This is a genomic window from Bacteroides salyersiae (assembly GCF_031172035.1).
Lineage (GTDB): Bacteria > Bacteroidota > Bacteroidia > Bacteroidales > Bacteroidaceae > Bacteroides > Bacteroides salyersiae.
Map to the genome: position 1 here is coordinate 1,808,516 of NZ_CP133452.1, position 15,806 is coordinate 1,824,321.

Genomic DNA, 15,806 nt, shown 5'->3' on the forward strand with positions numbered 1-15,806 from the left:
TTAATTGGTGATTTATTAGAATGATACTTGAAGTCCGAATGACCATGTCCTTACGTACGGATAAATACGACCGAATCCTTGTGTACCACCGTCGCCGGAAGTAGTGTTGGTTTCGGGGTCAAGAGGGATGTCTCCCAATTTGTCGATAGTGAATAGGTTTTCACCACTGACATATACACGGACTTTGTTTAAATAAACTTTCCGGATAAGATTTGTTGGTAATGAATATCCGAGGGTCAAACTTTTCAGACGGCAATACGACATGTTGAGTAGATATTTGCTCTGTGGCATATAGTTACCTCCGCTTTCGGCATAACGGGACGGTTGGTTCATTTTAGACAAACGTGCATAAAAAGCATCCGGATTTTCGGGTGTCCAATAATCGGTTTGATGTGCATAATATACTCCGTCTCCAAATTGGAATCCAGGGATGATTAAGTTTCCACTCGCCCAGATTTGGCGGCTTCCTACTCCTTGGAAGAATATATCCAAATCAAAGCCTTTGTAGTCCAGCCCAATACGACCACTGTATTCATAACGTGGAGTTGAGTTTCCAATTACTTTCAAGTCACCATGATTGTCGGCTGTAAAATCACCACGGTCAATCACTCCATTGCCGTCCAAATCTTTATATTTGATATCACCGGGTAGATAACTCGCGATACCGCTTGTTCCACTATATTCTAAGAAGCGGCTTTGATCGGGAATATTGGCTTTTAAAGTTCCATCCGGATTGAAATCATCTGCTGTAAAGAAACGATCGGTCTCAAATCCCCAGATTTCACCGAGTACCCGACCTTCGTAATTGCTTCCATTGAGAGATTTAGTTCTGTTTGGATGTTTGGTTATTACGGTGCGGGCATCCGAAATATTGGCATTAACACGTAGTTTTAATTGATTGGCGAATGTATGGTTAAAATCTAATGCTAATTCCCAACCTTTAGTAGTCAATTCACCAATATTTTTATAGGGAGCTGAAGCACCGAAAACAGAAGGCATTTCATTTCCTTGTACTACCATTCCGTCGTTTACACGTTTATAAACGTCGAACGAAGCACCGAGTTGACCGTTTAAGAAACGCAAGTCTACCCCTAAATCACTTGTTACGATATTTTCCCAGGTGAAGCCTTTTGCTAAAGTTTGCGGAAGCCCGAAAGTGGTCATATTGACATTGTTGATGCTCCAACCGGAAGAAACTGATGACATTATCGCTCTAAAACGGTCGGCACCGATATTGGGATTACCTATGCTACCGATAGAAGCACGTAGTTTTGCAAAGCTCAATACAGGCTGTAAAGAGTGCATAAATGATTCTTCACTGAGAATCCATCCGATTGAACCGGATGGGAAAAATCCCCATAATTGGTCGAGTGGGAAATTGGATGAACCGTCATAGCGCCCGTTCAATTCTAACAGATAACGATCTTTGAACGAATAGTTGATACGTGCAAAGAAACCTACGGAGGCCCAGTCACTTTGTGAACCATAAACAAATCGTGTACCCTCATTATTGGAGGTTGTCGAAATGGTATGTTTACTCGGGTCTAATAATTCGCGAGCTTCGCCATTTAAATAGTTGTAATCTTCATATTCAAGATTGAAACCAGCAAAAGCGCTTAGATTATGTTTACCGGCAAATTCTTTATTATAACGCAGAACCGCATTGGCGGTATGGTGATTGGTTAAATAGTTATACTGATCATATTTATCGTAGGACGATGCAGTATAAGTTGTCAAATTGTTGATGTCACCCGACCAAAAATCGATGGCGGTTACTTTGCCGCCACGTAACTGACGAAGACGGCTATTGGTAATATATGAATAGTCTGCTTCTAATGACAAATTTTTTGTAAACTTCACTGTCGCTCCTAATGTAAAGCGCATGTTATTTGTGGCATCACTGTTTCTATTAGCTTGTGTAGTCTCGGTAAGGGCACTGCGGAATGGTTGTCCATTGTATGTTCCGTATGGATATATTACCGGCCAGCGATATATGTAATACAGGGGATCATAGGTGGCACTGGAGTAAGTAAACGGAGTTTCCAGTTCTGTACGTGAAAACATTAATTGCGAACGTACTTTCAACCATTTGGCTATTTCTGTTTCAGTTTTGAAAGTGACATTGTAGCGGTCGTATTGGTCGTTGTTCACTTTCAGAACACCTTCGTTACCCATATAGCCTAAAGACAGGTGATAACTTGTTTTACCGGATTTGCCAGTTACCGATAAATTGTGATTTTGAATAAAACCATTCTGAATGTACATGTCGAACGGATCCCATGAACGATAGAAGCGTAGTCCTTTGTCCGTAATTTCAAAATCGCGTCCGGCTACCATTTCAGGGCTAAGATTCATGCCGCCGAAATTGCGTTCCCATTCTTTCATTCGCTCAATGGCATCCTTGTCCCATTTCATTCCGGCGTCACCGACAAATTCCGAATCATTGGGATTATTACGTTGCCATGCTTCCAGTGCCATGGAAGCCGACTCGTACGATTTGGCCATTTTAGGTAAACCGATAGGTGAGGTCCATGCAAAGTTGTTAGAGTAAGTGGCTGTAAATTTGTCACTGTTCTGTCCTGATTTGGTGGTGATCAGTACTACCCCGAAGGCAGCGCGTGAACCGTAAATAGAAGATGAGGCGGCATCTTTGAGGATTGAAATGTTTTCAATGTCATCAGGATTGACCATATTCAAATCGGTCACTTCGACACCATCTACTAAGATGAGTGGTTGTGATGCGCCACTGTCTTCATTCAATAGAGTTCCTTGGTCACCGCGAATACGGATTTTAGGCGTCGTGCCGATACGTCCTGAAGTAGTAGTGACGGTTAATCCCGGAGTAGAACCTTGCAAGCCACGGCCTACATCTGTCAGCGAACGGCTTTCCAATTGTTTTGCCACATCTACCGTTCCTACTGCTCCGGTCAGGTTGGCTCGGCGTTGGGTTGCATAACCTACCACAACTACCTCATCAATAACCTTGGAGTCTTCTTTCATTTTAATATTGATGATACTGCGGGAACCTACTGTTTCTTGTACAGATACATAGCCTATATAAGAGAATTGCAGGACGGATGTAGTCGATGGCACAGTTATTTTATATCTACCGTCGATATCGGTAACGGAACCGATAGGAGCACCTGCCACTTTGACTGATACGCCAATTAATGATTCTCCATTGGCATCGGTGACAGTACCCGTTACACTTTTGCCTTTCTCTTGTGCAATTGCACATACCGATATTGCTACCAGACAAGCAAATAGGAATATTCTGTTCCACATATGCCTGGTATAACCGGTATATTGCATGTTTAATTTCATATTATCCATAGAACTTTTGTTTTGTGAATTTATTAATTACTTGTTTATAATTTTTTCTACTTTCGTGGAACCGTCGGTATACGTTGTTTTTTTCAATAATAAACCTTTGGCATCAGCAGGAACTGTAATGCCTGTCGGTGTGTTATATGAAACGGATTCTACAACCTTGCCGTTAGTCTTGGTGTGGATGCCTACTGCATTGGTTATTTCCAGCATGGAAGTTGAGGGAGCAGGAGTGGTAAATGAGTTTTCTGCTTTGGGAAGCGCCCATCCGCCTAATATATGGTTGTCACCGGTGGCATATACATTGCCGGCAACGTCAAATACAACAGTATAACAGGTGTTTGTAAAAGGAGTATTGATGGTGTATTTAGATGATAAGGTCGGGATGTTATTATTGTCCCAAGTAACATCGAAAATGAGTATTTGACCCTGAGTGTTCTTCTCGCTGATAGTGCCTGCGGTAGCTACTAAACTTTGGTCCATATTTAGACCTACTACTCCCCGGGTATTGCTTCCTAATGCCCCCATAGAGCTATAATCTGCTTCACCTGAAGAATTCATATGGATTAATCCGGGGTAAGTTCCGTCGATAGGATCGGTCGCTCTATGCTGTGCAATCCACCAACCTCCTTTGTTGTCAGGGAAAATCATACCATTCCCGTTGGCTATATTTTCGGGATACGTAATAGGGGTGGGGGCATTGACCCAAGGAGTCTCCAGATCGCCAATTTCATATAAATTGATTTTTTGGGGGAGATCTTCATCGTAAGTATAAAGTTTGGTATCTGTTCCGGTTCCTATTACGTAGCAATGTGAAACAGAACCGTGGATGAAGATGTCACCTTCCTTTGCATTTCCGCCGGTAACCGTACCTCCAAATACGGAAATAGCATCTGTAGTGGGAGTGGCAGGATCCCAGACATGTACACCACTGGTTTCGTTATCACTCCAATCTGTGATGTAGATTTTGTCATCAGGAGCTATAGTTAGGCGTAACGGGCTTGCAGGGCTGTTTGAGAAGTTTTTGGACCAGGCGTTTTCTCCTTGATTTGTAATGTCAGTAAAAGCAGCATCGAAAACATAGATACCTCCGTCAGTCGTTTTGTTTTTAGAATCCGTGACGTACATGTGTCCGAAATAGGGGCTTTCGAAATTATTGTTGATAGCTACCCCTCGGGGTGTGGTAAGTATTCCGGTTGTGTTATCGATCAGGGTCGGTTCGCTGACTGTTTCTTTTCCGACTGCTTTTAATTTCCATGTATAATTTCCAGTGGGGATTGTACTCAAAGAGACTGCAATATTTGTATGAGTTCCCTTTGTCAATGCTTCTGATTCGGTTATCTGAATTTCGTAAGGGGGATTCGTCTCGTTCTGAAGGATAATTGCCAACGATGAAGCCGGAGCATTCAGCGTGTAGGAAATTTGTACTTCCTGATTCGTGTTATCAACAGTATTTGCACTCAGTCCGGAAGCATAAATGTTCGGTTCTTGTGCATACAGCACTGTTATCGCCAGAGACATGGCAGCTACAATAGTAAAAAATCGTCTCATAGTAGTTAAATTTTGGGTGAATAATAAATATGTGTAATGATTTTGTAAACAATATGGATGCAGAGTAATAACTCTGTTGTTTTTTGGGGCAATCCTTGTGATTGCCCCAAATGTGTTACTGTTTTATAATACGTTTATTGACAACACCATCGGATGTCTTGATTAATAAGGCATAGATACCCGAATTTAGAGTTTGTACGTTGACACAAGTTTGCGCAGCATCTATTTTTCCATTCTTGACCGCTATACCTTTGATGTCATAAAGTATATACTCTTCTGCATTGGTGCCTTCGGTGACATTGATGATAATTTCATCTTTTACGGGGTTCGATACGTAAATGCAATCGCTTAAACTCGTATTGGTATGAGGGATAATACCTGTACTCTGTTTTGTAGAAGCATGTGTGGTATACGTATTGTCGGACTTAGGAAGAGAATACACCATCAGACGCTCATTATAGTTAGAGATCAGGTAGAGATTATCAGCGGCATCAAAAGCCAAGTTTTGCAAATAATCGGTAGCTTCCCCCCAGTCGATACTACATTTGGCAGTAAGAGTCGGCTTGTTGCTTGCATCGTAAGCTACATCGAATACTTCTACTTTACCGGGCTTTGTACCCATTGCCAATATGGAACCGTTTGTATTCACTGCCATGGCACCCTGATATGAACTCGGGAGTGATGAACTGCAATTATAGTCCAGTTTGCCGTTGGTGGCGTGTATTAGAGCCGGAACACTTGCTCCACCTGTGCCTGCACGATATTGGCACATCCACCATCCACCATGGGTATCCGAAGCGATTTGTCCATAGGCATTCTGGAGGAGATTGCCGTTTTGCATGTCGTCATAAATAGTGGCACTGGGAGCTGATATCCAAGGCAATGTGGCTGTACCAATATCATAGCGATAGATGCCGCCTGCTACCGGAGAAGCCGGACGATTGTAGGTGAACAGTTTTGTGTCCGCACTACTTCCTATGATTTTTATATCTTCTATCGGATCGTGAATAAAAGTACCACTTGAGGTTACTCGACCATTGGAGGTATCCAGTGTTCCTCCAAATAATGGAGAAAAGTCTGATGCCGGATGAGCTGCGTCCATAATATAAATTCCTGAGTTGCCAAATGAACTGTCCGAAATATATACTTTACCGGAGGCATCCGTTGCAATTCCTCTTGGAGCATATTGATAATTAGCATTTACGTTGGCTCCCCATGTTATATTACCGGCATAACTGTCAGCCCCTTGATTGGTGACATCCGTTAAGGCTGCATCTAAGATATAAATGCCTTTTTGCGTTGTTCGTGGGTTTACAGGTGTCCCTTCCGAGATGAGGCCACCGGCGGATTCTGATACATATACCCGGCCGAAGAATGGACTTTCAGGATTATTGTCTACTGCAACGGCACGTCCCGAGTAGAATTGGAATATAGGAGTGTCGTCGCTTATTTTGACAGGGTATGCTACCGGACGCGAGCTTGCTGTAACGCTCCATGCGTCATAATCGATTGGCCCGAAGGGATTGGCTATAGTTTGTATTCCTTTAGCGAGTGCTCCTGCGTTGTGATTAGTTAGTGCCTCGCCTTCTTTATAGATTGTGATGAATACAGATGAAGCGTTTTCATTTAGTGTGAATCTGAATTCATTTGCTTGGTTGATTGAAAGTTCGGAGGCGTAGATGTTGGCTACCGGCTGGATTTCGGTCTTGTAGGTGGCTGCACCTTGTCCTTGTGCCCAAATTCCGATTTTGATATCATAATTATCTACTACAATAGATGATGCCAGATAACCGGCGCGTGTTGTTCCTAAACCTGCTTCGGGATATTTGTCTGAAATTTTAATGGCATTATCCAAACCATTCGTAATATCGAAGAGAGCTATGCCTGCTTTGGTAGCATCAGTATTACATATTGGGGCGGCCATAAATACATGTCCGGCATACCGGGCAAAGGTATTTCCATAGGAGGCTACCGGGATTTCGGCAATAGATAGCTCGCCTTTTTTCAACAAAGCGGTACCGTCGGTGGCTAACCAATCGAATTTGTATTCAGTGGCAGGCATGACATCACTATCGACAATAATGTGATCGTAGCCAGAAGGGGATATGACAAACTTGACATGTTCTCCCCATGCCGAAACCGGATAATTACTATCGGTTCCCATATATTTATCCGTAACATTTTGAGTCTCATTTTTGTAGTTTAAGCCGGCAATGCGGTAGTTTGTACCGGACTTAACTGTATAGTAGATATATAAGTTTGAAATGGCACCGGCCACCGTAAAGGTCTCTCCGATTTCGGCATTTGTTGTATTGGCTTGTTTGGGAGTCGTGAGTAAAACAGTCGGAGTTGCATTGTCGCTTTCCCATTTGTATATTTTAAACATTGCGTCCGCATGGGCATTTGTTAGTTTGTTGCAGGCCAATAAAACATCGTCGGCGCTGAAAGCAATGTCACTAAGAATGGAACTTCCACCTGTGATACCAGTTAAGTCTAATTCTTTGATAACCTCTTGCGTCTCGGCATTCGCTACTATAATTTTAGGATCATTGGTCAGAACGTATAGTTTTCCGTTGCGTTGAAGTATGCGTCTGATTGACGAACTGCTTAGCCAAGTCGGGTTTTCTACATTACCATCCGGTACAAAATCGTATTGATTCAATGCTGTTGCACCATCACCCTGTTCGGGCGCAGGATAATCAGGAACAATAATATTGATGTTTTTCAAAAAGGCTTTTGTATATGCGATTTCGGATGCGGTGACAGTAACGTCTACTGTTTTGCTTTCATAATTTGTCAGTGAGAATGATAATTTGTAATTACCTGGTTGTAAGTCATAAAAGGCAAATATTCCGTTATACCAATTATCAGTGGTGTAAGTTTTCAGTACTTGCGAACCGTCTGCATTAAGTAGTTTTACAGTTGCTTCATTGAGAGGTAACCATTGGTCATCACTACCGGCTCTATAAGTGAACTTCGGCTGTTTTAGGATATCGACTAATTCGTTCCCGCTTTTCACAAAACCTGCAATTGTGCCGGTTGCCGGCATGTCGCGTTTGAAGTAGTTGTGAAAGTGCTGAAAGAAACGTATGGCTTCGAGTTTGCAGAAATCGTTATTCATTAAACGATGGGTTTCTGGTGGATAATCGTGAAACGAACCTTCGGAAAGGAATCCAGGTACGGTTAATGGGCGTAAAACTCCTAATCCGAGATTATCGCCATAGAATGTAAAATCACCGCGTAACATCGGAGTAGGACTTGTCCATACTGTCAAGGGATTGTTGATCTGAATAGGTCCTGAGGATTGTGCCATTGGTAGACTCTGCGCTACAGTTGGCTGGTCATTGTATCCATGGTACAATAACAGGAGATAATTAGTCGTTGTATTTAGGGAATTACTATGGATCGATAAAAAATGGTCTACGTTATTGGCGTTGGCTTCTTCGGCAATTTCTGATAGATCACGATCGCCGCCACCGGCAAATTGCTCACCGTCACGAATGCCGCTTGTGTTATCTGTACGTGAGATAATAACGGTGGCACCTGCCGCTTCAAGCATCTCTTTCAATGCTAATCCTTTTACCAGATTCGATTTTGATTCCCAATAGCCCTCTGGATTCTTCCATACTTCGGGAACAGGAATGGTCCAGACACTTCGGTCGTTACTATCGTATCCGCCGTGTCCCGGGTTTATATAAATTTTGACGCCGGTCAAATCGATTGCCTGAGCCGTAAATATCGTCAAAAAAGAAACTATAAGTAATGCTATTCGTTTCATAATTGAGTTATTTTAATTCAATGTTCATAATATAAATTTGACCCTTTTCGGAATTAAATGCAATTTGTTTACCATCGGCAGAGGCTGCCGGATACATGGCAATTTTCGCAAAAGGAGTAGTGAGAGTCTGTCGGATTTTTCCGTTAATGGTTACTGCTATGATTTCTGAAGTAATGACTTGGTCGCCATCGTCTTTGTCATTCATTCCGATTACCCACTCATTGTTTAGCCAGGTGGGAGCATTCAATTTTTTCAATGAAACAGGATTTTCTCCGTTGATGTCACAAACAAAAGTACCATAGGCTGCCACGGTATAAACAATGTGTTTACCGTCAGGGGATATACTGGCCCAAAAGTAGCTTTTGTTTTCTCCATTCGGGGTAAGAACTTTGCGGGTATTTCCAGTGTATAAAACCATCTTGCGGTCTTCAATGTTAATGTATGAATTGACATTAGAGGTTGTGTTTTTCATTTTTTTCAAGACTCCGGCTTTGACTACTGCCGGGGCATTTCCTACAAATACAGGACTGATTTTCTCATGTGTGGCATCAATCAGTTTTTCTTGTCTTTTATTGTTTAGAGAATAGCTCTGTAGCGAAGAAAAACGTAGGCTGTTTTGTATTTCTGTCTTTTTAAATAAGATAGTGTTTTCGTCGGCGCTGATTTGTACGCCATAGCCTGCGCCTGCGTCTGTTACCAGTCTTTCGATTTTATTGGTTGCTATAACATGGCGGTTCAGACCTGCATAATTTTCTGCAGTTGTGAGTAAATAAGTACCTTGGGGACTAAAAATCGGATGAAAATATCCTCCCTGCTCTGTCCCATTCAACAGCTTGATAGACTTGACGTCGATTCGCTGTGCATAAGAAAGTTGCCCAATCACAATGAGCGACAATAATAATAGCTTTTTCATGGCTTCTTCTTTTTAAGAAAGATTAGTTGATTATTTTTAGTGTCAATTGCTTTTCTTCTATTTTCAGTTTTACGATATACATATCTTTGTTAGGCAGTGATAGCGGAATTCTATTTTCACCTTCCAATAGACCGATTCTTTGGGAAGACGTGTAATGCCCCAACGTGGAATAGACCTCAAGCATTGCATTTGAGGTTCTATCTGCATATATAAATAAATACGAAGTTCCATATTCGTTGTATGTGTAAATTTGTGAATCGGTTATGGCAGGTGTATTTATGCTACTTACTGTTCCTATTGTGAACTGGCGTACTTCTGACCATGTGTCTAATGTATTGGCTTTCCGTGTCTTTACACGCCACCAATATGTTGCGTTCTCTTTTATGCTACCTACTAATCCGGAGTTATATTTGGTATCTGTGGTTTCCATTGAAGCCACTAAATCGGTAAATTGGCTATTGCGGGATAATTGCCAGATATAACAATCGACATCTGGGGCTCCTTGCCATTGGAATAAAGTGGCTTTGGAAATGTTGGCATTATTATCCGGATAAGTCAGTACCGCAGTGACTGGTGCGGCCGGTGATTCGCCAAATACACGTGGAGCGTATTCATTACCATAACGGTCAATAACTGATACGGCAATTTTGTGCGTAGAAGTCGATATGCCTTTTTTCATGCGAAATTGTTTATCGTAGGTGATGGCAACTAAATTTTCCGATTTGGAAAAGGCGCCTGCTTCATTCCTTTTAGCAATCGGTACGGCATAAACAGCGTAACGTACATTTTCATCGGAATTGTGTATCCATGAGATAATGCTGCCTTGTGGCGGGCCTGTAAATGAAATAGGTTCTTGTTCCGGTGCCGGTTTCCAGTGGATAGCAGGTGTTAACGCCGGGTACTGAAAAACGTCTGTTTTGAATTTATTACGGAAAGGCATATCATAAACCCATGCTAAAGTGTTGTAAAATACATTTCCAGGTGCATTGTCATAGTTTGCGCTACGATTCTTCAAGGTTTGATTCTTAAACTCATCGGTATTTTTGTAATAACCTGTGTTACTTGAATTATTTTCCGCATAACGATAGAGAGCCATACTTGAATAGAACTGTTTTCCAAAACGGTTGGCTAAGTCTGTCCACCAGGCACAAAGCTTATTATAGTCTTGCGCACCACCTATCTTCCAATACAATTGCGGAGAAAGGTAGTCAACTGTACCTTCTTTAAGCCATGCCACTGGGTCACAATAAATTTCTTGATACATATTCCCTCCTGATATACCTGAGGGTAATGGAATGCCTTCTTCTTCTGCCACATTGGTGTTGGTGGTCCAAATGCCAAATGGAGAAACTCCAAATGCTACGTAAGGTTTGGTTGCTTGAATAGTATGATAAACATCGGCAATCATTCGGTTTACATTGTCACGCCGCCAGTCGTGTACCGTTTTATCGGGATGGGCGTCTGACCATGCTTCGAAATATTGGGATTGTGATTTTGCATCTTGATTGGCGGTACCTCCGTATGGATAAAAATAGTCATCAAAAATAATGCCGTCTATATCATAGTTTGTGGTTATTTCTTTTACTATATTTGTAATCTGTAATCGTACTTCGGGGATAGCAGGATCTAAGATCACGTTGTCTGGATACCAAAGTAACCATTCCGGGTGCGTGCGTTCATAGTTTGATGGCCAGTTATTGGCACCTGTCCATCCGTCACCGGTTTTGTTATAGCGATATGGGTTGAGCCATGCATGACACTCAAGCCCTCGTTTATGACATTCTTCTATAACGAAGGATAACGGGTCATATCCCGGATCGGATCCTCGCGATATTTTTAAATCGCTTGACCATGGCTCATAAGACGATTTATACATCGCGTCACAACGTGAGCGTACTTGGAAAAATACGGTGTTGAGGTTTAATGTTTGAATCGAATCAAGCATTTTGAGCATCTCTGCTTTTTGTGAGGTGGCTCCTGTGGTTTTGGGCCAGTCAATGCCGCCTACTGTAGCAATCCAAGTTGCTCGCATTTCTCGTTTAGGAGGCTGAGCTTCCATGCTTATGAAAGCATATAAAAATACGAGAAGCAGGTAATGTTTTTTAGTGTACATAGTATTGTTATAATATTAATAAATACAGTCCCCTATATATTTAAGGACTGTTTGATTTCCCTTTTTTAAGTTATCAGTATCTTTATAAACTATTTTTGATTTCTTTTTTTGGGTAAATTTTTATCCTTTCTTCATGAATGAAACATATTCATAAGCGAGACTTCTCAAAATGAGACCGGATAAAATGACTCCTTTATTAAGTAATTCAATTTTCAGGTTTATTCAACGTTTACAAAGGGTTATTGTTTTCAAAAGTAATTGGTAAGTTCTCGTAGAGAACTTATGTTTTCTCTTATAATTATCAATATATCAATTTGTTATTTGTACTATAGATGACAAAATCAATATTGAATAATGATAAGAGGAACTCCTTTTTAGAGTATTCTGAAACAAATATAAGAATCTTTTATGTATTAGAGATTTTTATTTGCAATAATTTTGAATTATGATCATTAATTTGCAAATTAAAGTGTAAATGAATTAGCTGTGATGATAAACTTAAGAAGTGTATTTAATATAAATATGTATTTTGATACTAATATTTAGAATATTTCTGCTCATAAAATGAAATCTGGTTAATTTAGTTATTAGACTTTTTTTTAATTACCATAATTCGTGATTTCTAATGTGTGAGACTTCTCTTTTATAACAATCTTACATTTTTATATTTTCGATTTGAATACAAATCGGTGTTTTTTGTTTATTTTTACCAAGAAGGAGGGGTACTGGAGGACGGGATGGATGGGTATAAGTGAGAGATATTCCAATCTCTCTAAGTGGAAAAATCATTGTTTAACCTACCACTGTCTCCTAAAGGGGAGCTTTCCTTCCCGAAAGGAGAGACGTTATATAACATCATTCTTGTATAGAGTTGAGGTCAATAAATAATTTTTAGTAAATAGAAGTACCCCCTCCGATAAGTATTCCATAACGTGATTCATGCCTGTGGTATAGAAAGAAATAAAATTGCGGATAAGATATTGGAAGAAAAATTCCTTATCATGCGGTATAAACTTTCTATTGTCGGGTAGTAAACTTTTCTATCCTCTTTTCTAATCTATAATTTAAAGTTTTGGTTTTATAACCGCAAGTTCTGATTTTAAAAACAGAACTTTTGTTTTTAAAATCAGAACTTGCGGTTATAGTTTTTCTTTCATTGAAGATTATTTTTCTTTCTATGGATCGACACTTGTTTTAGGAAGAAGTAACTATTGAAATCTAAGTTTTGGATTATATATTAACGGTATAAATAGGTGATGTTTTTCTAATTCCTTATCCCGAACCCACGCTAATTAAGTGCTATCGGTTCTACTATGCGCTTTGATTACATGCTCATATAAAAAAGGCCGACTTCGATTTCGTATCGGGCCGGCTTCAATCTGATTTAAAGTTTAATTTTAGTGCTTGTGAGTTTATGAACTTTTTCTGTTGTTTATGACGCGCATAGCTGCGGTATAAAATTCGCAGGGTACGGATAATAAAATACTGTTAGTTCCTTTGTCTTTCATTGAAACTTCAATGTAGGCTGCATTGAGAAGGTTTTTTACGCTGGTTGCTTCCCACGGACTACCGGTGAAAACGTCTACTTGGGAAATTTTTCTACTTGTGATCATCTGTTTCTGGTTTTTGTTGTATTCTGTTTGCAAATATAGAGCATGTTTTCAAGTCCAATGACGAATATTCGTTCAATCTTTAGAAGAATTGTTGCAAACGTTAGCAATTTAGGATATGAATTGCTCCAAATTTGTCTTTTTCGGTGACTGTTGATATTATGAGAAAACAAATATCCTTAAAAAGGAACCGGTTGCAGAAATGTAGCGATTTTCATTGATTCAAAGCGCATGTCATTCTTGCAACCGGTTTCCTGATATTTGAAAAGTGAAGTTTAAGGTATACTTTTATTTTTCATCGTTTTTCCGGATTTCCACACGACGTATTTTACCACTGATTGTTTTCGGAAGTTCATCAACGAATTCAATGACACGTGGATATTTGTATGGTGCGGTCACTTTTTTCACATGGTTTTGAAGTTCCTTTATTAGGCCTTCCCCTGCTTGTGCTTTATATTCCTTGGACAAAACGATGGTGGCTTTTACTACTTGTCCACGAATTTCGTCGGGTACTCCGGTAATGGCACACTCCACAACAGCCGGATGGGTCATTAACGCACTTTCCACTTCGAACGGACCGATGCGATAGCCGGAACTTTTAATGACATCGTCGGCACGGCCTACAAACCATAGATAACCGTCCTCGTCTTTCCAGGCCACATCACCGGTATAATAAATACCGTTGTTCCACGCTTCATGGGTACGGGCAGCGTCACGATAATACTCCTTGAAAAGTCCTAATGGCTTTCCTCTGTTTGTACGGATAACGATTTGCCCTTGCTCGCCGGCTTCTACCGAACGTCCGTCGTGGTCGATCAGATCCACATCATATTGCGGGTTAGGGACTCCCATGCTTCCCGGTTTCGGTTCCATCCAAGGAAAAGTAGCTACGGTCAGTGTTGTTTCTGTCTGTCCGAATCCTTCCATTAGTTTGATGCCTGTCAGCTTCTTGAAAGTGTCGAATACGGCGGGATTCAGTGCTTCACCGGCAATTGTACAATATTGCAATGAAGAAAGATCGTATTTGGTCAGATCTTCATGAATAAGAAAGCGGAAGATGGTAGGTGGTGCACAGAGAGACGTGACGTGGTAATCTTGTATCTTTGTTAGGATGTCACCCGGGGTGAATTTTTCATGATCGTATACAAATATGTTAGCTCCGGCAATCCATTGTCCATATAACTTTCCCCATACGGCTTTCCCCCAACCTGTATCGGCTATGGTGAGGTGGAGACTTTTTGGGGTAAGGTTGTGCCAGAAACTACCTGTAACGATATGGCCTAACGGATAAGTAAAATCATGTGCTACCATTTTAGGCTCGCCGGTAGTGCCGGAAGTGAAATACATCAGTGAAATGTCATCGTTCGTATTCGGATGTTCAGGTTTTACGAACGGGGCTGCTCCTTGGATACCTTTATGGAAATCTTCAAATCCTTCAGGGATCTCGGGCCCTACGCTGACAAGTTTATGTACAGTCGGGCAATCGGGCATAGCTTCGATGATATGTTTGGTGATCACTTCTTCGCCGGCGGCAACGATCATTTTAATATCTGCGGCATTGCAGCGATATACGATATCTTTTTTAGTTAATAGGTGAGTTGCGGGGATTACCGTAGCTCCCAGTTTGTGTAACGCTATGATACTGAACCAAAATTCATACCGGCGTTTTAGAATCAACATTACCATATCGCCGCGTCCAATTCCCAATGACTGGAAATAAGAGGCCGTTATGTCTGTATAATGCTTCATATCGGCAAATGTGAACTGCACATGCTCGCCTTTATCGTTCGTCCACAGTAATGCAGACTTATTTGGCTCTTCGGCAGCCCAAGCATCTACTATATCATATCCGAAGTTAAAGTTTTCGGGTACGTTAATCTTAAGATTTTTGATAAAATCCTCCTGTGAGGAGAATGTTGTTTGTGATAAGAATCTTTCTACCATAATTAATATTACATGATGACGGCAAGGAAACGTACTGTTTTTCCATCGAGTGCTTTCATGCCGTGTGGGAGTTTTGAGTTGAAATAAAGACTGTCACCTTCGTTCAGTATCAGTTCTTTGCCTTCGATATTAATCAGCATACGTCCTTCAAGTACCAAGTTGAATTCTTGGCCGGTATGGCTGTTGTAATGTATCGGTTCGTTATCCGGTTTCGGTTCAACGGTTACGATGAACGGATCAGCGCTCCGATTGATAAATCCTGCTGCTAATGATTGGTATTTGTATGCTCTGGTACGTTCGATACTTGTTCCTTTCCCGGCGCGGGTTAAAAAATAACTGCTCATTTTGGGCTCTTCACCAAACATGAGTGCATCCAGGGCGATACCATACTTACGTGCTATCTTTTGCAGCATACTTACTGAAATATCATATTCTCCTGTTTCTGCCAAACGGTATTCTTCGGCAGAGATATCACAATCGCGGGCAATGTCTTCTGCTGTAAGTTCCAGTACATCACGCAATCCGCGTAGTCGTTCGGCTATTTGCTTAATTTTATCATCCATGTATTTA

Annotated in this window: 8 protein-coding genes; all 8 read right to left on the reverse strand. The window is 41.0% G+C overall.

What is annotated here, in order from left to right; genetic code table 11:
- Positions 1-15 precede the first annotated feature (15 nt).
- The 8 genes from RB604_RS06610 to RB604_RS06645 all read right to left on the reverse strand — a co-directional run bounded on the left by RB604_RS06610 (position 16) and on the right by RB604_RS06645 (position 15,799).
- Positions 16-3,333 (reverse strand): SusC/RagA family TonB-linked outer membrane protein, encoded by a 3,318-nt coding sequence (locus RB604_RS06610; RefSeq protein ID WP_007479003.1) that lies wholly within the window; start codon positions 3,331-3,333, stop codon positions 16-18.
- 27 nt (positions 3,334-3,360) lie between these two features.
- Positions 3,361-4,878 (reverse strand): NHL repeat-containing protein, encoded by a 1,518-nt coding sequence (locus RB604_RS06615; RefSeq protein WP_007479002.1) that lies wholly within the window; start codon positions 4,876-4,878, stop codon positions 3,361-3,363.
- Positions 4,879-4,993: 115 nt separating this feature from the next.
- A complete protein-coding gene (locus RB604_RS06620) occupies positions 4,994-8,656 on the reverse strand; it encodes an N-acetylmuramoyl-L-alanine amidase (RefSeq protein ID WP_007479001.1) in 3,663 nt (1,220 codons plus the stop codon).
- Positions 8,657-8,663: 7 nt separating this feature from the next.
- Positions 8,664-9,569, reverse strand: coding sequence for a TolB family protein (locus RB604_RS06625; RefSeq protein WP_007479000.1), 906 nt, complete (start codon positions 9,567-9,569; stop codon positions 8,664-8,666).
- A 22-nt stretch (positions 9,570-9,591) separates the two neighbouring features.
- Positions 9,592-11,601 carry a family 10 glycosylhydrolase gene (locus RB604_RS06630; protein ID WP_229104186.1) on the reverse strand — a complete coding sequence of 670 codons (2,010 nt, stop codon included), beginning with the start codon at positions 11,599-11,601 and terminating at the stop codon, positions 9,592-9,594.
- 1,493 nt (positions 11,602-13,094) lie between these two features.
- On the reverse strand, positions 13,095-13,295 hold the full coding sequence (locus RB604_RS06635) for a DUF2007-related protein (protein WP_007478998.1): 201 nt from the start codon (positions 13,293-13,295) through the stop codon (positions 13,095-13,097).
- Between the two features lie 285 nt (positions 13,296-13,580).
- Positions 13,581-15,236, reverse strand: a complete 1,656-nt coding sequence (locus RB604_RS06640) for an AMP-binding protein (RefSeq protein ID WP_005926719.1) — start codon at positions 15,234-15,236, stop codon at positions 13,581-13,583.
- Positions 15,237-15,244: 8 nt separating this feature from the next.
- On the reverse strand, positions 15,245-15,799 hold the full coding sequence (locus RB604_RS06645; RefSeq protein WP_005926717.1) for a helix-turn-helix domain-containing protein: 555 nt from the start codon (positions 15,797-15,799) through the stop codon (positions 15,245-15,247).
- Positions 15,800-15,806: the final 7 nt, after the last annotated feature.